This is a genomic window from Microbispora cellulosiformans (genome assembly GCF_008728085.1).
In the GTDB taxonomy this organism is placed as follows: Bacteria; Actinomycetota; Actinomycetes; order Streptosporangiales; family Streptosporangiaceae; genus Microbispora; species Microbispora amethystogenes.
Genome location: NZ_VYTZ01000002.1, coordinates 430,049 through 452,506, shown reverse-complemented (window position 1 = coordinate 452,506; position 22,458 = coordinate 430,049). Strand labels below are relative to the sequence as shown.

The window sequence follows — 22,458 nt, the reverse complement described above, 5'->3', positions numbered from 1 at the left end:
GATGAATGTGATTCGAACAGTATGGTCACGTCCACCTCAGGTCAAGTAAGTCGGCAAATATCCCAATCAACGGCTTTACTTCAACCCGATGAATCTGACAGGCTCGGCATCACACTTGCCCCTGTGAACCAGTCGGAGAAGACAGATCGTGAAGCTGTTGCGGGTGGGTCCGCCGGGTTCTGAGCGGCCCTGTGTCATGGGCCCCGGCGACCGGGTGCTGGACCTGTCGTCACTGACGACGGACATCGACGGCGCGTTCCTCGCGGGAGGAGGCGTCGACCGGGTGCGGACGGCCCTGGCGGAGGGCTCGCTGCCCGAGGCGGAGCCGTACGAGCGGATCGGAGCGCCGGTGGCGAGGCCGGGGAAGGTCGTCTGCATCGGCCTGAACTACTCCGACCACGCCGAGGAGACCGGAGCCGCCCTCCCGGCCGAGCCCGTGGTCTTCATGAAGGCGTCCAACACCGTCGTCGGCCCCGACGACGAGGTCCTGGTGCCGCGCCTGAGCGTGAAGACCGACTACGAGGTCGAGCTGGCCGTCGTCATCGGCGCCACCGCCCGCTACCTGTCCTCCCCGGAGGAGGCCGCCGGTGTGATCGCCGGGTACGCGATCTCCAACGACGTCTCGGAGCGGGAGTTCCAGAACGAGCGCGGCGGCCAGTGGGACAAGGGCAAGTCGTGTGAAACTTTCAACCCCCTCGGCCCCTGGCTGGTGACGCCCGACGAGGTCGGCGACCCCCAGGCGCTCGGCCTGCGGCTGTGGGTGAACGGCGAGCAGCGCCAGAACGGCGACACCAAGAACCAGATCTTCGGCGTGCACCACGTGATCTGGTACCTCAGCCAGTTCATGGTGCTCGACCCCGGCGACGTGGTGAACACCGGCACCCCCGCGGGCGTGGCGCTCGGCCGCGGACCGGAGGCCTACCTGCGCGCGGGCGACGTGGTCGAGGTGGAGGTCGACGGCCTCGGCCGGCAGCGCCAGCGGATGGGACAGGCATGAGCGAGACCGAGGGCGGCGCCGGAGGCGAGTTCGAGGGGCTGGTGGCGGTGGTCACCGGCGGCGCCTCGGGCATCGGCAGGGCGGTCGCCGAGGAGCTGACCGCGCGGGGTGCCCGGGTCGCGGTGCTCGACCTCAAGGACACCGAGTTCACGTGCGACGTGACCGACGACGCCTCCGTGCGGCGGGCGGTCGCGGCGGTCGCCGAGCGGTACGGCCGGATCGACGTGCTGGTGAACAACGCGGGCATCGGCGCGGCGGGCACGGTCGCCGACAACGACGACGCCGAATGGCTGCGGGTGTTCGATCTCAACGTCGTCGGGATCGCCCGCGTCACCCGGGCGGCCCTGCCGCACCTGCGGGAGTCGCCGCACGCGGCGATCGTCAACACCTGCTCGATCGCCGCCACCGCGGGGCTGCCGCAGCGGGCGCTGTACTCCGCGTCCAAGGGGGCGGTGCTCGCGCTGACCCGCGCGATGGCGGCCGACCACATCCGCGAGGGCATCCGCGTCAACTGTGTGAACCCCGGCACCGTGGACACCCCCTGGGTCGGGCGGCTGCTGGACGCCGCCCCCGACCCGGCCGCCGAACGGGCCGCGCTCGCCGCCCGCCAGCCGCACGGCCGGCTGGTGTCGGCGCAGGAGGTCGCCCACGCCGTCGCGTACCTCGCCAGCCCGAGGGCGGGGTCGACCGCCGGGACCGAGCTGGCCGTGGACGGCGGCATGGCCGGTCTGCGACTGCGGCCGGTGGGCTCGTGAAGGTGTCCCTCGGGCCGTACGGGCTCGGCACCGCGCCGCTGGGCGGCCTGTTCGCACAGGTGGACGAGGAGCAGGCCGAGCGGACGCTGGCCGCCGCGTGGGAGGCGGGCGTCCGCTACTTCGACACCGCGCCGCACTACGGCACCGGCCTCGCCGAGGAGCGCCTCGGGCGCTTCCTGCGCGGCCTGCCCGGTGGGGGCGCGGGGGAGGCGGTCGTCTCCACCAAGGTCGGCCGCGTCCTGGTGCCCGGTGAGGGCGAGGAGGACGGCTTCCCCGGCCGCACGCAGTACGTGCGGGTGCGGGACTACAGCCGCGACGGCGTGCTGCGCTCGCTGGAGGACAGCATGCGGCGCACCGGGCTCGGCCACTTCGGCATGGTGTTCATCCACGACCCCGACGAGCACTGGGAGCAGGCCGCGGGGGAGGCGTTCCCGGCCCTGGCCGAGCTGCGCGACCAGGGCGTCGTCGGCGCGATCGGCGCCGGGATGAACCAGACCGCGATGCTGACCCGGTTCGTCCGGGAGACCGGCGTCGACGCGGTCCTCGTGGCCGGGCGCTACACCCTGCTCGACCGGTCGGCGGAGGAGGAGCTGCTGCCCGAGTGCGCGCGGCGCGGCGTCTCCGTCGTCGTGGGCGGGGTGTTCAACAGCGGCGTCCTGGCCGGCGGCGGCACCTATGACTACGCCGCCGCCCCGCCCGAGGTGCTCGACCGGGCGCGCGAGATGGCCCGCGTCTGCGCGTCGTACGGCGTGCCGCTCCCGGCGGCGGCGCTGCGGTTCCCGCACCGGCACCCGGCCGTGACCAACGTCCTGATCGGCGCGCGCACCGCGGAGGAGATCACCGAGGACCTGGAGCTGGCGGCGGCGGACATCCCCGACGCGCTCTGGGACGATCTCGAAGGCCTGGGCCATGCGGGTTGACCTCGCCTACGGCGCCGGCGGCCTGACCGTCGACCTTCCCGGGGACCGGACCACCGTGATCACGCCGGTGGCCCGGCCGGCCGTCCCGGACGAGGCCGCCGAGCTGCGGCGGGCCCTGCGCGACCCCGTCGCGGGACCCCCGCTGCGCGAGCGGGTGCGTCCCGGCCAGACGGTGGCGATCTCCGCCTGCGACGGGACCCGGCCCCAGCCCAGGCACCTGATGATCCCCGCGGTCCTGGACGAGCTGGACGGCATCGTCGACCTCGGCGACGTGGTGATCCTCGTCGCAACCGGCACACACCGCGGCAACACCGCCGAGGAACTGCGCGCGATGTTCGGCGACGAGGTCGTGGACGCCGTACGGATCGTCAACCACGACGCGCGCGACGCGTCGTCGCTGCGGTGGATGGGGCGGCACGGCAAGGACGTGCCGGTCTGGCTGAACCGCGAGTGGACCGACGCCGACGTGCGGATCACGACGGGGTTCGTGGAGCCGCACTTCTTCGCCGGGTTCTCCGGCGGCCCCAAGCTGGTCGCGCCGGGCCTCGCCGCCCTGGAGACCGTGCTCACCCTGCACGACGCGGCCCGCATCGGCGACCCCCGGGCGACCTGGGGGGTCATCGAGGGCAACCCCGTCCACGACGACGTCCGCGCGATCGCCGCGGCGACCGGCGTCACCTTCGCGCTCGACGTCGTGCTGAACCGGGAGCAGAAGATCGTCCGGGCGTTCGGCGGCGACCTCGCGCCGATGCACGCCGCCGCCACGGCCGCCGCCCGCGCCGCCGCGATGCGGCCGGTCGCCGAGCCCTTCGACGTGGTGGTCACCACCAACGCCGGTTTCCCGCTGGACCAGAACCTCTACCAGTCGGTGAAGGGCATGAGCGCCGCCGCCCAGGTCGTCCGGCCCGGCGGGACGATCATCTGCGCGGCCGAGTGCCGGGACGGGTTCCCCGACCACGGCTCCTACCGCGAGGTGCTCACCTCGGCGGCCTCGCCCGACGCTCTGTTCGAGGAGATCTCCCGCCGCACCGAGACCATCCCCGACCAGTGGCAGGTGCAGATCCAGGCGCGCATCCAGCGGCGGGCCCGGGTGATCATGCACACGGATTTCCTCGGTGACGCCGACCTGGCCGCCGCCCACCTGGAGCGGACCGAGGACGTCGGCGCCACCGTGCGCGCCCTGCCGGGACGGGTGTGCGTGCTGCCGGAAGGGCCGATGACCATCCCCTACCTCGCGGGAGAGTGAGCGTGCTCCGCTATCCCCTGATCCACCCGCCGCTGCTGGCCGCGCTCGCGGCGACCGGGCACGGCTCGCGCGTGCTGCTCGCCGACGCGAACTACGCCCACGCCACCAACGTGCGGGCCGGCGCCCCGGTGATCCACCTCAACCTGCGCCCCGGGCTGGTCCGCGTGGACGACATCCTGGAACTCCTGGTGGGCGCCGTACCGCTGGAGGCCGTGCACGCGATGCGGCCCGACGAGGGCGGCGAGCCCGGCGTGTGGGCCCGCTACCGCGACCTGCTCGGCCCGGACCTGCCGCTCCAGGTCCTGCCCAGGTTCGGCTTCTACGAGGCCGCGAAGGAGCCCGACGTCGCGTTCGCGGTGGCGACCGGCGACGACCGGCTCTACGCCAACCTCCTGCTGACCGTCGGGTACGTCGTACCGGCATGAGCGAGGCGTACCAGGCATGAGTGAGGCGCTCGACCTCGGCTACGCCCGCGTGGACCTCGGCCGCGAGGCGCGGCAGGGGCTGCCCGAGATCGTGTACGGCCCCGGCAAGCGGGTGGGCGAGATCGCCGGGATCGTCACCGCGCTGCTCGCCCGGAACACCGGCCCGGTCCTGGTGACGCGGGTCGACCCCGGCCCGGCCGCCGAGGTGCGCGAACGCGTCCCCGGCGGCGCGTACGACCCCGACGCCCGGCTGCTGGTCTGGCGGCCCGCGCCGCCGGTCGCGCACACCGTGGCCGTGGTCACGGCGGGCACGGCGGACGGCCCGGTCGCGGCCGAGGCGGCGGCCGTCGCGGCCGCGCTGGGCCTGCGGACCGTCCTGATCAGGGACGTCGGGGTGGCCGGGCTGCACCGGGTGCTCGCCGCGGCCGGCGACCTGCGCGCGGCCGACAGCGTGATCGTCGTCGCCGGCATGGAGGGCGCGCTCGCCAGCGTCGTCGGCGGGCTCGTCGAGACGCCGGTGATCGCGGTGCCCACCTCGACCGGGTACGGCGCCGCGCTGGAGGGCGTGACGGCCCTGCTGGCCATGCTCACCTCCTGCGCCGCCGGGCTGACCGTGGTGAACATCGACTCCGGCTTCGGCGCCGCCCTCGCCGCGTACCGGCTGACCAGGAGGGCGTCCCCGGCGGGCGAGGAGGCCTGATGATCCTCTATCTGAACCCCTTCACCGGGCTCGCGGGCGACATGCTGCTCGGCGCGCTGCTCGACGCCGGCGCCTCGCTCGACGCCGTACGGGGGGCGGTCGCCGAGACGGGGCTGACCGGCTGGCGGCTCGACGCCGAGCGGGTGCGCACCGGCGCGCTGACCGCCACGCGGGCGCTGGTGACGGTGGACGACGACGCCACCGAGCGCCGCGCCGCCGAGCTGCTCGCGATGGCGGCCCGCGCCGGGCTGCCGGTCGCGGAGGCCGCGCTGACCGCGATCGCCGAGGCCGAGGCGGCGCTGCACGGCGAGCCGGTCGCCGAGGTGCACCTGCACGAGCTCGGCGGGCACGACACGCTGGTCGACATCGTCGGCTGCGCGGCGGCGCTGCGCGACCTCGGCGTGACGCGCGTGCACTGCGCGCCGCTGCCCCTGGGCGCCGGAGTCGTCCACACGCGGCACGGCGTGCTGCCCGTCCCGGCCCCCGCCACGCTCGCCCTGCTGAAGGGGGCGCGGGTGCGGGGCGGGGAGGCGGGGGAGGCGGTCACCCCGACCGGGGCGGCCCTCCTGGGCGCCGCGGGCACGACGTACGGCCCGGCTCCGGAGATGGTGCTGCGCGCCACCGGGTACGGCGCGGGCGGGCGCGTGCTGCCCGACCGGCCCAACGTCACCGTCGCCATGATCGGTGAGCCCGTGGCCGAGCCGGAGCCGGTGACGGGGCCCGGCCGTCAGGTCGTCCTGTCGACGAACCTCGACGACGTGACGGGCGAGGTGCTCGGGCACGTCGTCGAGCGCGCCCTGGCGGCGGGCGCGGCCGACGCGTGGGTCACCCCCGCAGTGATGAAGAAGGGCCGCCCCGCGCACGTCCTGCACGTGCTCACGCCCCCCGAACTGGCCGGCGAGCTGCAGCACCTGGTCCTCGCCGAGACGGGCAGCCTGGGCCTGCGGCGCAGCGTGGTCGAGAAGGTCGCGCTGCCCCGGCACTTCGAGACCGTGCGCCTGCACGGGCGGGACGTGCGGATGAAGCACGGGCCGTGGGGGGTCAAGCCCGAGTACGACGATCTCGCCGCGCTGGCCGAGGCCACCGGCAAACCACTGAGGGAACTGGCACGAGAGGCCTACGACGCACTGTGACCCCTTCTGAGACAGCTTCTGAGATGTCCGCCGCACGGATCGACGCCCACCACCACCTGTGGGACCTGTCCCGGCGCCCGCAGACCTGGCTGGAGCCCCCGCAGATGGCTCCGATCCACCGCGACTTCACCGACGCCGACTACGAATCGGCCGCGGCCGGGGCGGGCGTCGGCCGGTCCGTGCTCGTCCAGGTCCTGCCCGACGCCGAGGAGACGCGCGAGTTCCTGGCGCTGGCGGCGGGGTCGCGGACCGTCGCCGCGGTGGTGGGATGGGCCGACCTGACCCGGCCCGATCTCGCCGCCGAGCTCGCCGACCTGGCCGCCTCGCCCGGCGGCGGCCTGCTGCGCGGGATCCGCCACCTGGTGCAGGGCGAAGCCGACCCGCGCTGGCTCGCCAGGGACGACGTGCGCGCGGGGCTGCGGGAGGTGGCGGCGGCCGGGCTCGTCTACGACCTGCTCGTCGTGCCGCACCAGCTGCCCGCCGCGATCGAGACCGTGCGTGCCCTGCCGGAGCTGTCCTTCGTCCTGGACCACCTGGCGAAACCACCGGTCGCGACCGGAGAGATCGAGCCCTGGGCGGGGCTCGTCCGCGAGCTCGCCGCCGAGCCCAACGTGACGGCCAAGCTCTCCGGGCTCATCACCGAGGCGGTCTGGGACGACTGGGACGCCGCCGCCCTGCGGCCGTACGTCGACGTGGCGCTCGACGCCTTCGGCCCCGGCCGCCTGATGTTCGGCTCCGACTGGCCGGTCTGCCTCCTCGCCGGCTCCCTTTCCCGCTGGTCCGAGACCGTCTCGGCGCTGCTCGCGGACGCGGGGCTGCCGGACGCCGAGCGCGAGGCCGTCTTCCGGGGTACGGCGGCCCGGGTCTACGGCTTGAAGGACTGAGCGACAGAGCCTATACATCCTATGAAAGATGTGTATGACGCATCGGAGGGGTGAGGTGAGCCTCGGGCACACATGTGCCCAGAAGGCGGGAGATGTACGTTTCGCGGCTCTCGTGGCCGTGTCAATGGGCCCGCCGGGACCTCCGGCCCGGCGGGCCCGATCTGTAGGGACCCTCTGACGAGGGGCGATGTCCGCCGCCGCGGTGCGCGCTCCCTCTGCCAGGCGTGGCGGCCACGCGGCGCACGCCGCCGTCCCGGGTCCGCCGCGGTGTGATCGCTTGACGGTGGAAAGGGTGGTTCGTACTGTCCGCCTACCGGATACATCCCATGTCTCCGGCCGGCACTCCTCGGTTCTGGAAGCGCACCACGTCACCGTTCCGCCGGTGACGGCTCCGTCCACGAATCCGTACTCCGGGAACGAGTCCTGCGACTCGACCATCGCGCCCTCGTACAACTCCCAGACCGTCACCTCCGGCCCGGAGATCGGCCTGTGGGTGTGGCAGACCTACGTGGCCACCGACGACAGGGCGTTCCTGTCGGCGAACTACCCGATCATGCGGGACTCGGCGAAGTTCATGCTCTCGCACGCCAAGACCGGTGCTGACGGTCTGCTGCACACCCACTCCAACGCCCACGAGGACCAGTGGTCGGTGGACGACCCGATCACCGACGTGGCCGCGATGCAGGCGCTGTTCCCGGTGGCGGTGCGGGCGGCCCAGACGCTCGGCGTCGACTCCGACCTGGTCACCGGGCTTCAGGCGGCGATCCCGAAGATCCGGCCGCTGCCCAGGACCGACTTCGGCCAGACCCAGGTGCTGAGCCTGTCCTCGGACTCGGCCGGGAACAACATGCTCGCCCTGTCGGCGCAGCCCACCGCCGCCAAGCACAACGTGGAGAACCTCGGCCTGGAGCCGGTCTGGCCGTACAACCTGATCGGTGACAGCGGCAACCAGTCCGACCTGGCCAAGCGCACCTTCAGCCACCGCAGCTACGTCACCCAGACCGACTGGAGCTACGACGCGCTGCACGCGGCCCGGCCCGGCCTCGGCAACGACATGAAGACCGCGCTGATCACCGACATCGACAAGTACCAGGTCTTCCCCAACGGGTTCGCGAGCTGGGACGCCGGCAAGCTGACCAACCCGTACCTGGAGCAGCTCGGGGTCACCGCCGCGGCGGTCACCGAGGGCTTCGTGCAGGACTACGACGGCACGCTGCGCCTCACTCCCGGCTGGCAGAGCGGCTGGAACGCCGACGGGACGGTCTACATCCAGCACAAGGGCAGGGTGAACGTCCAGATCCGGAACGGCGTCCTCCTGACGGTCGCCGTCGAGGCCGGGGCCGACGGCGACATCACCGTCCGCAACCCCTGGCCGGCCAGAACGTCGACGTCGTGGACGGCTCCGGCACGACGGTCCTGTCCGGCCAGACCGGCGCCACCTTCGCGATCCCCGCGAGGGCCGGCGCCTCCTACCTGGTCCAGCGCGCCTCCGCGCCGACCACCTCCCTGCCCTTCTGGCCGGTCGGCGGCAGCCCCGCCACCACCCCGAAGGTCCTCGGGAGCCGCACCATCGGCATCCGCTGACACCGGCATCCGCTGACCCGGCGCACGCCGGACCGGCGCCCGTCCACCCGGCCTCGGCCGGGCGGGCGGGCGCCTTCATGTGTTGATCCCACGTTTCTTGATTGTTACCGCGGGCAACAAACGTTACCGTCCTGTGTCTTTCACCACCTGGGCTTTGGGCTTACGTTGTCTCAAACAACATTCCCTGGAGCGGTGAACGCCGTGACCCGGCCACTGCCGTACCGGGTGGCCGGAGCGCCTCGACCCCGAAGGATCTGCGAAGACGTCGGGACGGCGCGGGCTCGGCCGCACCCCCTCATAGACCCCCAGTCAGAGAAAGGACCCACGCATCATGCGCAAGGGGATCCTCAGCATCGGCGCCGCCGCCGCGGCGCTCACCCTCGGTCTCACCGCCTGCGGGGGCGAGAGCGGTGACACCTCCGCCGACAGCGGCTCCAGCGCCGCGCCCTCCGCCGCGGGCGACGCCAAGGCCGGCAAGATCGGCGTCATCCTCCCGGACAGCAAGTCCTCCGCCCGGTGGGAGACCGCCGACCGCAAGTACCTGGAGGAGGCCTTCAAGACGGCGGGTGTCCAGTACGACATCCAGAACGCGCAGGGCGACAAGTCCGCCTTCCAGACGATCGCCGACCAGATGATCACCAACGGCGCGACCGTCCTGATGATCGTCAACCTCGACAGCGGCACCGGCAAGGCCGTGCTCGACAAGGCCAAGTCGCAGGGCGTCGCCACGATCGACTACGACCGCCTCACGCTGGGCGGCAGCGCGGCCTACTACGTGTCGTTCGACAACAACAAGGTCGGCCAGCTGCAGGGCGAGGGCCTGGTCAAGTGCCTGACCGACAAGAAGGCCGACAAGCCGATCATCGCGGAGCTGAACGGCTCGCCGACCGACAACAACGCCACGCTGTTCAAGGAGGGCTACGACAGCGTCCTCAAGCCGAAGTACGACTCGGGCGACTACAAGAAGGGCCCGGACCAGTCGGTTCCGGACTGGGACAACACCCAGGCCGGCACGATCTTCGAGCAGATGCTGACCCAGGAGCCGAAGATCGCGGGTGTCCTCTCCGCCAACGACGGTCTCGGCAACGCCGCGATCTCGGTGCTGAAGAAGCAGAACCTGAACGGCAAGGTCCCGGTCACCGGCCAGGACGCGACCGTGCAGGGCCTGCAGAACATCCTCGCCGGCGACCAGTGCATGACGGTCTACAAGGCCATCAAGAAGGAGGCGGACGCCGCCTCCCAGCTGGCCATCGGCCTCGCCAAGGGTGAGCAGCCCTCGGTGAGCGGCTCCGTCAAGGACCCTGAGGGCAACCGGGACGTCCCGTCGGTGCTGCTGGACCCGCAGGCCATCTACTTCGACAACGTCAAGGACGTCGTCAACGACGGCTTCGTCACCAAGGACGAGCTGTGCACCGGCGAGTTCGCCGACAAGTGCAAAGAGGCCGGCATCAGCTAATCGACCCCACCCACCGGGTGCGTACGGCGACGCGAACCCCTGAGGGGTGACCAGCTGAGCCGCGACGAGCACCGTGCGGGGCGCCCCACCCCGGGGCGCCCCGCACCGCCCGGAGCGACGAGAGGCGGCCCGGAGGACGGCGCCGTAACGGCCCATCGATCTACGGAGTAGCCCATCGTGTCCCAGGGACCGATCCTGGAACTGCGCGGCATCAACAAGAGCTTCGGCCCCGTGCAGGTCCTTCACGACGTCGCCTTCTCGGTCCATCCGGGAGAGGTGACCGCACTGGTCGGCGACAACGGCGCCGGCAAGTCAACGCTGGTCAAGTGCATCGGCGGAATCCACCCGATCGATTCGGGCGAGTACCTCTTCGAGGGCGAGCGGGTCCACGTGAGCGGGCCCAGGGACGCCGCGGAGCTCGGCGTCGAGATCGTCTACCAGGACCTCGCCCTCTGCGACAACCTCGACATCGTGCAGAACATGTTCCTGGGCCGCGAGCGCAAGAGCGGGCTGGTTCTGGACGAGGACACGATGGAGGAGATGGCGGCCAAGACCCTGGCCGGGCTCTCCGTGCGCACCGTGAAGTCGCTGCGCCAGCACGTCTCCAGCCTCTCCGGCGGCCAGCGGCAGACGGTGGCGATCGCCAAGGCCGTGCTGTGGAACAGCAAGGTCGTCATCCTCGACGAGCCGACCGCCGCCCTCGGCGTGGCGCAGACCGCCCAGGTGCTGGAGCTGGTCCGCCGCCTGGCCGACAGGGGCCTCGCGGTGGTGCTCATCTCGCACAACATGAACGACGTCTTCGCCGTGTCCGACCGGATCGCGGCGCTCTACCTGGGACGGATGGCGGCCCAGGTGAAGGCCTCCGAGGTCACCCACTCGCAGGTCGTGGAACTCATCACCTCCGGGCGCAGCGGGGAGCTCGGCATCGGGAACGGCATCGGAGCGGCATCATGACAACCGAAACGCTCCCCAAGCAGGAGAACGCCGACTCCGCGATCGGCTCGCACGTCAAGGGCTATATCGAGCGGGTGCGCGGCGGTGAGCTGGGCGCGCTCCCCGCCGTCTTCGGGCTCATCATCCTGTGCGTGGTCTTCGCGGTCCTGCGGCCGTCGTTCCTGTCCGCGCTGAACTTCGCCAACCTGTTCACCCAGGGCGCGGCGGTCGCCGTCATCGCCATGGGCCTGATCTTCGTGCTGCTCCTCGGCGAGATCGACCTGTCCGCGGGCTTCGCGAGCGGCGTCTGCGCGGCGGTGCTCGCCGTGCTGCTGACCTTCCAGGGCTGGCCCTGGTACCTCGCGGTCCTCACCGCGATGGTCACCGGCGCGGTCATCGGCCTGGTCCTCGGGTCGCTGGTGGCCAAGCTCGGCATCCCGTCCTTCGTGGTCACCCTGGCCGCGTTCCTCGCCTTCCAGGGCGTCGTGCTGCTGCTGGTGAAGAACGGCACCAACATCTCGATCCGCGACGAGACCGTCCTCGCGATCGCCAACAAGAACGTGCCGCCGGCCGCCGGCTGGATCGCCACCGCCGTGGGCGTCGCCGCCTACGCCGCCCTCCAGCTCGTGCAGGCGCGCCGCCGGGCCGCGCGCGGCCTGGTCGCCGCGCCCATGGCGGTGATCGCCGCCCGCGTCGCGGCGCTCGCCGTCATCGCGGGCGCCGCGGTGTACATGCTCAACCTGGAGCGCAGCCGCACGGCCATCGTGTCGCTCAAGGGCGTGCCGATCGTCGTGCCGCTGATCGTGATCCTGCTGATCATCTGGACCTTCGTGCTGCGGCGCACGGCGTACGGCCGGCACATCTACGCCGTCGGCGGCAACGCCGAGGCCGCCCGCCGGGCCGGCATCAACGTGGACCGCATCCGCATCTCCGCCTTCGTCATCTGCTCCTTCATGGCGTCGATCGGCGGCATCATCGCGGCGTCCCGGGCCAACTCGGTCGACCCCAACACGGGCGGCAGCAACGTGCTGCTGTTCGCGGTGGGCGCGGCCGTCATCGGCGGCACCAGCCTCTTCGGCGGCAAGGGCCGGGCGCTCGACGCGGTGCTCGGCGGCGCGGTGGTCGCGGTCATCGAGAACGGCATGGGCCTCATGGGCTACAGCGCCGGCGTCAAGTTCGTCGTGACCGGCTCGGTGCTCCTGCTCGCCGCGGGCGTGGACGCACTGTCGCGCAAGCGTTCGGCGGCGACCGGCCGCTGACAGGGCGGGCTCCGCTCTCCGATCCATCCCAGAGGCCCTCCGGCCTCTGCCCACCCCCCACGGAAGTCCGAGGCTGTTCCGATGATGCGCGCAGGTCCCTCACAGGAGGAGATCCGCAAGCACAACCTCGGGACGCTGCTGCGGCACGTCCACGTGGGAGGGCCGACCTCGCGGGCCGAGCTGACCTCGCTGATGGGGCTCAACCGCAGCACCATCATGGCGCTGACGGCCGATCTCACGGCGGCCGGGCTCGTCCGGGAGGAGCTGCCCAGGGACACCGGAAGGGCGGGGCGGCCGTCCCTGGTCGTCCGGCCGGAGACCGCCCGCGTCTACGTGCTCGCCTTCGACGTGGGCGTGGACCGGCTGGCCGCCGCCCGCATCGGCCTCGGCGGCGTGGTCCTCGACCGGCGGGAGACCAGGCGGGAGCGCGGGCCGTTCGACCTGGCGCAGGTCGCGGGCACCCTGGCGGGCTTCGCCCGGCAGATGCGGCGCAGGACGCGGGAGGACACGATCTGCGTCGGCGCGGCGGCGGGGGTCTCCGGCGTGGTCCGCCGTTCCGACGGCGTGGTCAGGCTCGGGCCGAACATCGGCGCGGTGGAGACACCGCTGCGGGAGGAGCTGACCCGGCGCCTCGCGCTCGGCATGCCGGTGGCGGTGGGCAACGAGGCGAACCTCGGCGCGCTCGCCGAGCACACCCGAGGGATCGGGATCGGCTGCCGCGACCTCGTCTACCTGCACGGCGACGTGGGCATCGGCGGCGGCATCATCGTGAACGGCCAGCTTCTCGGCGGGCACGGCGGGTACGGCGGCGAGGTGGGCCACATGGTGGTCAACCCCGACGGCCGCCGGTGCGGCTGCGGCTCCCGCGGCTGCCTTGAGGCCGAGGTGGGGGAGCCCGCCCTGATGGAGCACGCCGGCCGGTACGGCGAGATGATCGGCCGGGACGCGGTCCGGGCCGTGGTCGACGCGGCCGACCGGGGCGACGTGCGGGCCCAGGAGGCCCTCGCCCACGTGGGCGGCTGGCTCGGCATCGGCGTCGCCAACCTCGTGAACGTCTTCAACCCCGAGATGGTCGTCTTCGGCGGCATCCTCAGGGAGATCTACCTCGGCTCGGCGGCCCAGGTGCGCAGCCGGATCGCCACCGGGACGCTGTCGGCGGCGCGGGAGCGGCTGCGGCTGCGCACCACGGCGCTGGGCGACGACGCGACGCTGATGGGGGCCGCCGAGCTGGCCTTCACGCAGGTGCTCGCCGACCCCCTCGAGGCGCTGTCCCGCCTCGGCCCCGCCTGAGGGAGCCCGTCAGGCGGTGGTGCGGGCGGGGGCGGCGAAGGTGTCGCACGCCTTCGGGCCGTTGCCGTACCAGCCGCGCTTGAGCCAGTAGCGGATGCTCCGGGCCTTGCCGTGCGCGGCGTCGCCGGTGATCCAGTCGAGCTGCTCCTCGAAGTCGAACTCCTCGCGGCCGAGGGAGTGCCACACGCTGCCGATGAAGGCGCCGGAGAAGCACTCGGCCTGGAGCTCGACGCGGCGGGTGAGGTCGTACGCCCGCTTCTTGCTCACCGTGCGGTAGCGCCGGTAGACCTCCGGCAGGATGCCGGCGCGGTCCTGCGCGTAGTGGCCGTACTCGTGGGCGATGACCGTGAACAGGTTGAACTCGGTGGGGTCGGACAGCTGCGACTTGTACAGCAGGATCCACATGGTGTCGTTCTTGGGGCAGTACATGCCCGCGGCGTAGCCCGCGGGGTACTTGCCGCAGCCCGTCGGCACGCTCTTGGTGATGTAGCGCACCTTCGGCGGGGAGAACCTCAGCCCGGCCTGCCGGAACTCCTCGGTCCACGACTTGTTGAGGCAGTCGAGCAGGTGGTCGAGGTAGACCCGGTAGGTGTCCAGGTCGTCGGGGCGGCGGGAGAGCTCCGAGCACTCGGGGAAGTCGAACTCGCCCGTCTTGTACAGCGGGTTGGCCGTCAGCGCGGCCTGGCCCCTGGGCATGGGCCGGGCGGCCTTGCCCGGGGACGCGCCCGCCGTGCCGGCGAGGGAGAGGACGGTGGCCGCCGCCGTGGCCGCAGTCGTGACAGTGACGGCGGCAGCGCGGAGGCTTATGCGAATCATGAGTGGGCATCCCCAGCGGACAGAGAAACAGGGTCACAGAAGGTGGCGAGGGGCTCGAACGCCTCAAAGCGGACTCCCTCGCAAGATCTTGAGAGTAGGGCAGGAGGCGGCGACGGGTAAAGCGGAATAGATGTCGTTACGGAGAAGGTCTGTGGAGGTTCAGTGCGACCCCTGGTAACACCCGGCCTCCGTCGAACTAGACTCGATCCGTTCGATGGCGAGCGGGAAGGATGCACGGTGGGGATTCTGGAGACGATCAAGGACCCGCTCGATGTGAAGCACCTCGAGGCCGGGCAGCTGCCCGCGCTGGCGGAGGAGATTCGCGACGTGCTGGTCTCCACGGTCGCGAAGACCGCCGGCCACCTCGGCCCCAACCTCGGGGTGGTCGAGCTGACCATCGCCCTGCACCGGGTCTTCGACTCGCCCCGCGACCCGATCCTGTTCGACACCGGCCACCAGTCGTACGTGCACAAGCTGCTGACCGGCCGGGCCGGGTCGTTCGGCACCCTGCGTCAGGAGGGCGGCCTGTCGGGGTATCCCAGCCGGGCCGAGTCCGAGCACGACTTCATCGAGAACTCCCACGCCTCCACCGTCCTGTCGTACGCCGACGGGCTCGCCAAGGCGTTCGTGCTGGGCGGCGAGACCGATCGCACCGTGGTGGCGCTGATCGGTGACGGCGCGCTGACCGGCGGGATGGCCTGGGAGGCGCTGAACAACATCGCCGGGCGCAGGGACCTGCCGCTGATCATCGTGGTCAACGACAACGGCCGCTCCTACTCGCCGACGATCGGCGGCCTCGCCTCGCACCTGTCGTCCCTGCGGATGACCCAGGGGTACGAGCACGTGCTGGAGCTCGTGAAGAACAACCTCGGCCGGGTCCCGGTGGTCGGCACGCCGCTGTACGACACGCTGCACGGCATGAAGAAGGGCCTGAAGGACATCCTGACCCCGCAGGCCATGTTCGAGGACCTCGGGCTGAAGTACGTCGGCCCGATCGACGGCCACGACGAGGGCGCCGTGGAGGCGGCCCTGCGCCGCGCCCGGGCCTTCCGCGGGCCCGTCATCGTGCACGTGCTCACCCGCAAGGGGAACGGCTACGCGCACGCGGAGAACCACGACGAGGACTGCTTCCACTCGCCGCAGCCGTTCGACGTCGAGACCGGCGAGGAGCGGCCCCGTCCGCACAGCTGGACCAACGTGTTCGGCGACGAGATGGTGAAGATCGGCGCGGAGCGCAGGGACGTCGTCGCGATCACCGCGGCGATGCTCCACCCCACCGGCCTGGCGGCGTTCGCCGAGGCGTACCCGGACCGGATCTACGACGTGGGCATCGCCGAGCAGCACGCCCTGACCAGCGCCGCCGGGCTCGCGTTCGGTGGGCTCCACCCGGTGGTCGCGGTCTACGCGACCTTCCTCAACCGGGCCTTCGACCAGCTTCTGATGGACGTGGCGCTGCACCGGCAGCCGGTCACCGTCGTGCTCGACCGGGCCGGGGTGACCGGCGACGACGGGCCGAGCCACAACGGCATGTGGGACCTGTCGATCCTCCAGGTCGTCCCCGGGCTTTCGGTGGCCGCCCCCCGCGACGGCGCGCGGCTGCGCGAGCTGCTCGCCGAGGCGGTCAGGATCGAGGACGGCCCGACGGTGGTCCGCTTCCCCAAGGGCGCGCTGCCCGCCGACGTCGACGCGGTCGGCAAGCTCGGCGAGATGGACGTGCTGCGCGCCGGGGACGCCGACGTGCTGCTCGTCGCGGTCGGCCCGATGGCGGAGATCTGCCTGGAGGCCGCGACCCTGCTCGACGCGCAGGGCATCTCGGCCACGGTGGTCGACCCGCGCTGGGTGAAGCCGCTCGACAAGGCCCTCGTGCTGGCCGCCTCGGCGCACCGGCTGGTCGCGGTGGTGGAGGACAACGGCCGGGTCGGCGGCGTGGGCGACGCGGTGGCGCGCCTGCTGCGCGACGCCGACGTGGACGTGCCGGTGCGGACCTACGGCGTCCCCCAGCGGTTCCTCGACCACGCCAAGCGGGCCAAGATCCTCGTCGACGTCGGCCTGACCGGCCAGGACCTCGCCCGCCAGATCACCGAGGCCGTCGCGCGGCGCTCGCAGGTGATGGAGAGCCACCCGGCGCGGCTGGTACATCCAACTGACTGATCACAATGCGTAATACCGGTTCGACCGGGAAGTCTGCAGGTCATCGACGTGAGGAGCCTGCGGATGAACGTTTTCCGGACGAAACCGGTAGAACAGTCCATCGAGGATGCCGAAGGCGGCGAGCACCGGCTGAGGCGCACCCTGAGCGCCCTCGACCTGACGGTCTTCGGCGTCGGCGTCATCGTGGGCACCGGGATCTTCGTGCTGACCGGCGTCGCGGCGCGCAACACGGCCGGCCCGGCCGTCGCGATCTCCTTCGTGGTCGCCGGGGTCGTGTGCGCGCTCGCGGCCCTGTGCTACGCCGAGTTCGCCGCCACGGTCCCGGTCGCCGGATCGGCCTACACGTACGCGTACGCCACGATCGGCGAGTTCCCGGCCTGGATCATCGGCTGGGACCTGATGCTGGAGCTCGCGCTCGGCGCGGCGGTGGTCGCCTCGGGCTGGTCGGGCTACTTCGCCTCGCTGCTGAAGAACTTCGGCGTCGACCTGCCGCCGTCCCTCGCCGGTGACCACGCCGTCTTCAACATCCCGGCGGCCGTGATCGTGCTCCTGCTGACCGGGGTGCTGGTGGCCGGGATCAAGATGTCGATCAGGTTCAACGGCGCCATGGTGGCGATCAAGCTGGCCGTGGTGCTGCTCGTGATCATCGCCGGCCTCTTCTTCGTCAAGGCGGGCAACTACCAGCCGTTCGTCCCGCCGTCGCACCAGCTCCCTCCCGACAGCGGGCTGAAGGCGCCCCTCATCCAGGTGCTGTTCGGCGTGCAGCCGGTCGCCTACGGGATCTTCGGCGTCTTCACCGCCGCGGCGCTGGTGTTCTTCGCCTACATCGGCTTCGACGTCGTGGCGACCGCCGCCGAGGAGACCCGCCGCCCGCAGCGCGACCTGCCGATCGGGATCATCGCCTCCCTCGTCGTCTGCACGATCCTCTACGTGGTGGTCTCGCTCGTGGTCGTCGGCATGCAGCACTACTCCGAGCTGAGCGAGTCGGCCCCGCTCGCCGACGCGTTCCGGTCGGTGGGCCAGCCCTGGGTGGCGACCCTGATCAGCGTCGGGGCCATCGCCGGGCTCACCACGGTCGTGATGACCCTCATGCTCGGCCAGAGCCGGGTGCTGTTCGCGATGTGCCGCGACAGCCTGCTGCCCCGCTCACTCGCCCGGGTCCACCCGAAGTTCCGCACGCCGTACCGGATCACCGTCGTCATCGGTGTGGTGACCGCGCTGCTCTCGGCGCTGATCCCGCTGAGCGCGATCGCCGAGTTGGTGAACATCGGCACGCTGTTCGCCTTCGTGATCGTCGCGGTGGCGGTGGTGATCCTGCGCAGGACCCGGCCCGACCTGCCGCGCTCCTTCCGCACGCCGCTGGTGCCGCTGGTGCCGATCGTCTCGGTGCTGGCCTCGGCCTACCTGATGCTCAACCTGCCGGTGGAGACCTGGATCCGGTTCTTCGTCTGGATGGCCGTGGGCACGGTCGTCTACTTCCTGTACGGATACCGGCGGAGCCGGGTGGCGAATCCTAGGAGTAAGCCCGGGGAGCCAGCCCTCGGGCGATGAGCACGACGCCGACGGCGGCCAGCAGCACGCCGCTCGCGCCGAGCAGCAGGCGGTAGCCGCGAGGGGTCAGCCGGTGCCTGCCCGCCCCCACGGCCCCCGCCAGCGCCACCTTGGACCCCACCAGGACCAGGTAGAAGGCCCCGGCGAAGCCCAGCGCGTACGCCGGGGCCCGGTCCCAGGCCGCGAGGAACACCGGTGAGCCCACCGCGATCCAGAACAGCCACGGGTGCGGGTTGAGCAGGTTGACCACCACCCCGCGCAGGATCTCCCGCGCCGAGGACGGCGCGTCCTCGCCGGGCCGGGGCGGCAGCGCCGTACGGGCCTCGCGCAGCGTCTCCACGCCCAGATAGACCACGTAGAGGCCGCCGCACACCGACAGCACGCGCAGCAGCGCCTCCGGCAGCGCCCCGACGGCCGTGACGGCGAGCAGCACCACGGGCAGGTCCGAGAGCAGCGGCACGCAGGCCAGGCGCACGCCCGCGCGGAACCCGCCGCGCAGGCTGGCCGTGATGACGAGCGTCAGCAGCGCCCCGGGCATGACACCCGCCCCCAGGCCCAGGCTGAGCCCCATCAGCAGTTCCGGCACCGCGACCTCCCGATTTGCCCGCACGAGAGGTTATCGCCGGTCGTCCACCGAGAGGACGCGGCGAGGGTGATCCCCGCCTTCCCGCGCGGACCGCGGGCCGGTCCCGGCGCCGCCGAGCCAGCGCGAACCCGGATCAATCCGGTGCCGGATTCGACCCCGGTTCAATCCGGTTCATTCCGCGTGAACCGGCAGTGGATCCGCTCCTGATCTGCTGGCGGAGAACCATCGCGTTCTGCGCGTACCCCCCCCGCCTGATGGAGATCCGATGCGCCTTCGCCCGCGCGGCGTCGCCGTGGCCGCTTCCGCCCTGCTGATGGCCGGCGCCGTGCATGCCGACCCCGTGCACGCCGGTCCCGTCGTCCCCGCGGCGGCCGAGAGCGTCGCCGGCCCGGCGCCGTCTCCGGCCGTCGCTCCGGCCGTCGCCTCGACCGAGAGAGAGGCGCTGGACCTCGCGCGGAGGTCGCGGCAGCGGGTGGAGGTGCTGGCGCTGCGCACCGAGACGCGGCAGGCGTTCGCCAACGCCGACGGCAGTCTAACCTCGGAGACGTCGGCGCTGCCCGAGCGGGTGCGGCGCGGCGCCGGCTGGGCCGACGTCGACACCACCCTGCGCTTCGCCGGGGACGGCACGGTGCGGCCGGTCGCCACGCCGCTGGACCTGTCCTTCTCCGGGGGCGGGACGGCGCCGCTCGCGACCATCGGCGAGGGCGGCCGCTCGGTCTCCATGACCTGGCCCGGGACGCTGCCCAGGCCCGCCCTGGACGGCGACACCGCGACGTACGCGTCGGTGCTGCCCGGGGTCGACCTCAAGGTGACCGCCTCGGTGCTCGGATACTCCGAGGTCCTGGTGGTGAAGACCCGGGAGGCCGCGGCCAACCCGGCGCTGGCGCGGCTCACCTTCGGCACGCGGGCGGACGGGCTGACGGTGCGCAAGACGCCGGACGGAGCCCTGAGCGCCGTGACCGGCTCCGGCGCCGAGGTCTTCCACGCGCCGCGGCCCCGGATGTGGGACTCCTCCGGCAGGGACCTCGGACCGGCGGTCTCCGGGCCGCGGCAGCAGGCGAAGGAGGCGCCCATGGGCGTCGACGTCTCCGGGGACCGGGTGGCCCTGAAGCCCGACAGCGCGGTGCTGACCGGCCCGGACACGGTCTACCCCGTCTACATCGACCCCCAGTGGTCGGGGTCGAAGCTGCACTGGACCTACGTGGACAAGGCATATCCCTCGCAGTCGTACGCGGACTCCACGCACACGCCCGAGATCGGTTACTACGGCAGCGGGGTCAAGCGGTCGTTCTTCCGCATGGACTCCGACAACGTCAACGGCAAGCACATCCTCAAGGCGACGTTCCGCATCACCCAGACCAAGTCGTGGGGGTGCCGGTCGGACCCGCAGGCCGCCCAGATCTGGCTGACCGGCGGAATCTCCTCGTCCACCACCTGGAGCCGCCAGCCGTCCTGGAGCAGTCATCTGGACAGCGTCTCCTCCGACGCCGGATACAGCTCCTCCTGCCCGGACAAGGGCATCGAGTTCGACGTCACCACCGCGATCGTCAAGGCCGCCAAGAGCGGCTGGTCGAACACGACGTTCGGGCTGAAGGACTACGACGACGGCGCGGGCAGCGTGTGGGGCTGGAAGGGCTTCAGCGGCTCGCCCAAGCTCGTGATCGACTACAACACCCCGCCGGCGGCCCCGTCGGGCATCGGCACCTATCCGGCGACCCCCTGCGTCACCGGCGCCTCCCGCCCGGCCGTGAACGCCGGGGACGCGGCCAACCCGCTCCAGCTCAAGGCCCGCATCTACGACCCCGACAAGGCCAACGACGGCGTACGCGCCGAGTTCGTCATGCACCACTACAACGCGGCCACAGGCGTGTGGGACGACATCACCTCGACCCTGCCCGGCGGCGGCAGGACCGCCTACAAATACACCACCTCGGCCACCGACCACTCGGTCAAGCTCGCCGGGCTGGTCACCGGTCACAGCTACAGCTACAAGGTCAGGGCCTACGACGGCACCGACTCCAGCGCGTGGAGCAAGTGGTGCGAGTTCACCGTGGACACGATCGACCCGGCCACCCTCCCCAAGGTGACCTCCGCCGACTATCCGGCCGGCACCCCCGACGAATGGAAGGGCAGCGTGGGCTGGGCGGGCGCGTTCACGCTGGCCCCCGGTGACGGCGAGAGCGACGTGGCGGCCTTCCGATGGGCGCTGGACGACCCCGCCCTGGCCACCGCCGCCACCCAGGTGAAGATCCCCGCCGGGCAGACGTCCGTCAACGTGCGCCTCGCCCCTCGCCACGACTGGCTGAACGCCCTGTACGTCTACGCGGTCGACCAGGCGGGCAACGTCGGCAAGACCCCCGCCGTCTACAGCTTCTACGTCAACCCGGGGTTCGGCCCGGAGGGACACTGGCGGCTCGACGAGACCTCGGGCACCACGGCGGCCGACTCCGGGGCGACGACACACCCGGCTGCGATCGCGGGCGGCGCCACCTGGTCCGGTGGCCGTGTGGCCGGGGGGCTGCGCCTGGACGGCGGCACCGGGTACGGCAGCACCGACGGCCCGGTGGTGCACACCGACAGGAGCATGAGCGTCTCGGCCTGGGCGCTGCTGAACGACAAGAGCAAGAACTCCACCGTGGTCAGCCAGGACGCCGTGCGCGGCACGGGATTCCAGCTCTACTACTCCTCCGGCTCCAAGCGGTGGGTCTTCAGCAAGTTCGACGCCGACGTCGACGACAAGACCATCGTCCGGGCGCTCAGCGACGCCGAGCCGACGACCGGCATCTGGACCCATCTGACCGGCGTGTACGACGCCCCGCGCAGGCAGCTGCGCCTGTACGTCGACGGCATCCTCCAGTCCACGACGGGCCCCTACCCGTACACGCCCTGGGACGCGACGGGCCCGCTGCAGATCGGCCGGGTGCGGTCGCACGGCGCGTACATCGAGAACTTCGCCGGCGACGTCGACGACGTGAAGATCTGGAAGCGGGAGCTGTCGGACGACCCGCGCACCGTCAACGACCCGGCGCTCGGCGACGAGATCGCCGCGATGGCCAAACAGCCGCCCATCCAGCGCGGCTGGTGGACGTTCGAGGAGGGCGCCGGCACCACCGCGGCCAACACCACCGACAGCCGCTGGCCCGCGGCGCTCGGCGGCGGCGCCGGCTGGTCCGGCGACGGCTTCGACGGCGGCGGCGCGCTCAGCCTCAACGGCACCACCGGCTACGCGGCCACCCCGTCGGCGCCGCTGCGCACCGACCACAGCTACGCGGTGACGGCCTGGGTGCGTCTGTCGGGCGACGACACCTGCGTGCTGCCGAGCCACGCGATCACCGTCCTGGCCCAGGACGGAGCCACCTACAGCTCCTTCTACCTCGGTTACCGGCTCATCGCCGAGAACGGCGCCGTGGTGCCGCACTGGTCGTTCTCGACGACCCCCGACGCCGCCAGCGGCGCCCTGACGCACGCCATCTCGGCCGAGCCCGTCGACTGCTCGGTGCTCAACACCTGGACCCACCTGGCGGGCGTGTACGACGAGCAGGCCAAGCAGATCCGCCTCTACGTCAACGGCCAGCTCAACGACCAGCGTCCCGTCACGGGCGGATGGGCGGCAGGGGCGCTGCAGATCGGCCGCGCCAGATACCGCAGCGCGGCCGTGGACTACTTCAGCGGTGACATCGACGACGTCCGCGCCTACACCGGCATCCTGACCGACCGCCAGGTGGTCGACATCGCGATGAACCTTCCCCTGGACAGCTGACCGTCGCCTCGT

At 72.0% G+C, this 22,458-nt stretch carries 18 protein-coding genes; 16 read left to right on the top strand and 2 right to left on the bottom strand.

The window, feature by feature from the left end; translation table 11 throughout:
- Positions 1–148: 148 nt before the first annotated feature.
- The 13 genes from F5972_RS06020 to F5972_RS05960 all read left to right on the top strand — a co-directional run bounded on the left by F5972_RS06020 (position 149) and on the right by F5972_RS05960 (position 13,582).
- On the top strand, positions 149–997 hold the full coding sequence (locus F5972_RS06020) for a fumarylacetoacetate hydrolase family protein (protein WP_150931896.1): 849 nt from the start codon (positions 149–151) through the stop codon (positions 995–997).
- Positions 994–1,752: an SDR family NAD(P)-dependent oxidoreductase gene (locus F5972_RS06015; protein ID WP_150931894.1), complete on the top strand. Its 759-nt coding sequence runs from the start codon at positions 994–996 to the stop codon at positions 1,750–1,752. The genes F5972_RS06020 and F5972_RS06015 overlap by 4 nt, the downstream gene beginning before the upstream one ends.
- Complete coding sequence (locus F5972_RS06010; protein ID WP_150931892.1) at positions 1,749–2,672, top strand: aldo/keto reductase; 924 nt, start codon at positions 1,749–1,751, stop codon at positions 2,670–2,672. The genes F5972_RS06015 and F5972_RS06010 overlap by 4 nt, the downstream gene beginning before the upstream one ends.
- On the top strand, positions 2,662–3,918 hold the full coding sequence (gene larA, locus F5972_RS06005) for a nickel-dependent lactate racemase (protein ID WP_150931890.1): 1,257 nt from the start codon (positions 2,662–2,664) through the stop codon (positions 3,916–3,918). Before F5972_RS06010 ends, larA begins: the two co-directional genes overlap by 11 nt.
- A gap of 2 nt (positions 3,919–3,920) precedes the next feature.
- Entirely contained in the window at positions 3,921–4,343 is a 423-nt protein-coding gene (locus F5972_RS06000; RefSeq protein WP_150931888.1) for an RbsD/FucU family protein, read from the top strand.
- A gap of 16 nt (positions 4,344–4,359) precedes the next feature.
- Entirely contained in the window at positions 4,360–5,043 is a 684-nt protein-coding gene (larB, locus tag F5972_RS05995) for a nickel pincer cofactor biosynthesis protein LarB (RefSeq protein WP_150931886.1), read from the top strand.
- Positions 5,043–6,176, top strand: a complete 1,134-nt coding sequence (gene larC, locus F5972_RS05990) for a nickel pincer cofactor biosynthesis protein LarC (RefSeq protein WP_150931885.1) — start codon at positions 5,043–5,045, stop codon at positions 6,174–6,176. The genes larB and larC overlap by 1 nt, the downstream gene beginning before the upstream one ends.
- Before the next feature lie 23 nt (positions 6,177–6,199).
- On the top strand, positions 6,200–7,060 hold the full coding sequence (locus F5972_RS05985; RefSeq protein ID WP_150931883.1) for an amidohydrolase family protein: 861 nt from the start codon (positions 6,200–6,202) through the stop codon (positions 7,058–7,060).
- 382 nt (positions 7,061–7,442) lie between these two features.
- Positions 7,443–8,660 carry a glycosyl hydrolase family 95 catalytic domain-containing protein gene (locus F5972_RS05980; protein WP_150931881.1) on the top strand — a complete coding sequence of 406 codons (1,218 nt, stop codon included), beginning with the start codon at positions 7,443–7,445 and terminating at the stop codon, positions 8,658–8,660.
- Positions 8,661–8,975: 315 nt separating this feature from the next.
- Positions 8,976–10,100, top strand: coding sequence for a sugar ABC transporter substrate-binding protein (locus F5972_RS05975; protein WP_150931879.1), 1,125 nt, complete (start codon positions 8,976–8,978; stop codon positions 10,098–10,100).
- A 177-nt stretch (positions 10,101–10,277) separates the two neighbouring features.
- A complete protein-coding gene (locus tag F5972_RS05970) occupies positions 10,278–11,054 on the top strand; it encodes an ATP-binding cassette domain-containing protein (RefSeq protein WP_150931877.1) in 777 nt (258 codons plus the stop codon).
- On the top strand, positions 11,051–12,292 hold the full coding sequence (locus tag F5972_RS05965) for a sugar ABC transporter permease (protein ID WP_150931875.1): 1,242 nt from the start codon (positions 11,051–11,053) through the stop codon (positions 12,290–12,292). Before F5972_RS05970 ends, F5972_RS05965 begins: the two co-directional genes overlap by 4 nt.
- 84 nt (positions 12,293–12,376) lie before the next feature.
- On the top strand, positions 12,377–13,582 hold the full coding sequence (locus F5972_RS05960; RefSeq protein ID WP_150932605.1) for an ROK family transcriptional regulator: 1,206 nt from the start codon (positions 12,377–12,379) through the stop codon (positions 13,580–13,582).
- 9 nt (positions 13,583–13,591) lie between these two features.
- Here the strand turns inward: F5972_RS05960 and F5972_RS05955 are convergent, their stop codons facing one another.
- The gene (locus F5972_RS05955) at positions 13,592–14,398 is read right to left on the bottom strand and encodes a neutral zinc metallopeptidase (protein WP_150931873.1); all 807 of its coding nucleotides are present in this window, start codon (positions 14,396–14,398) and stop codon (positions 13,592–13,594) included.
- A 237-nt stretch (positions 14,399–14,635) separates the two neighbouring features.
- Between F5972_RS05955 and dxs the strand changes: the two genes are divergently transcribed.
- On the top strand, positions 14,636–16,549 hold the full coding sequence (dxs, locus tag F5972_RS05950; RefSeq protein ID WP_150931871.1) for a 1-deoxy-D-xylulose-5-phosphate synthase: 1,914 nt from the start codon (positions 14,636–14,638) through the stop codon (positions 16,547–16,549).
- Positions 16,550–16,612: 63 nt separating this feature from the next.
- Positions 16,613–18,100 carry an amino acid permease gene (locus F5972_RS05945; protein ID WP_150931868.1) on the top strand — a complete coding sequence of 496 codons (1,488 nt, stop codon included), beginning with the start codon at positions 16,613–16,615 and terminating at the stop codon, positions 18,098–18,100.
- Here the strand turns inward: F5972_RS05945 and F5972_RS05940 are convergent.
- On the bottom strand, positions 18,063–18,686 hold the full coding sequence (locus tag F5972_RS05940) for a LysE family translocator (protein ID WP_150931866.1): 624 nt from the start codon (positions 18,684–18,686) through the stop codon (positions 18,063–18,065). The genes F5972_RS05945 and F5972_RS05940 overlap by 38 nt on opposite strands.
- A gap of 265 nt (positions 18,687–18,951) precedes the next feature.
- Between F5972_RS05940 and F5972_RS05935 the strand changes: the two genes are divergently transcribed.
- Positions 18,952–22,446 carry a LamG-like jellyroll fold domain-containing protein gene (locus F5972_RS05935; protein WP_150931864.1) on the top strand — a complete coding sequence of 1,165 codons (3,495 nt, stop codon included), beginning with the start codon at positions 18,952–18,954 and terminating at the stop codon, positions 22,444–22,446.
- Positions 22,447–22,458 lie beyond the last annotated feature (12 nt).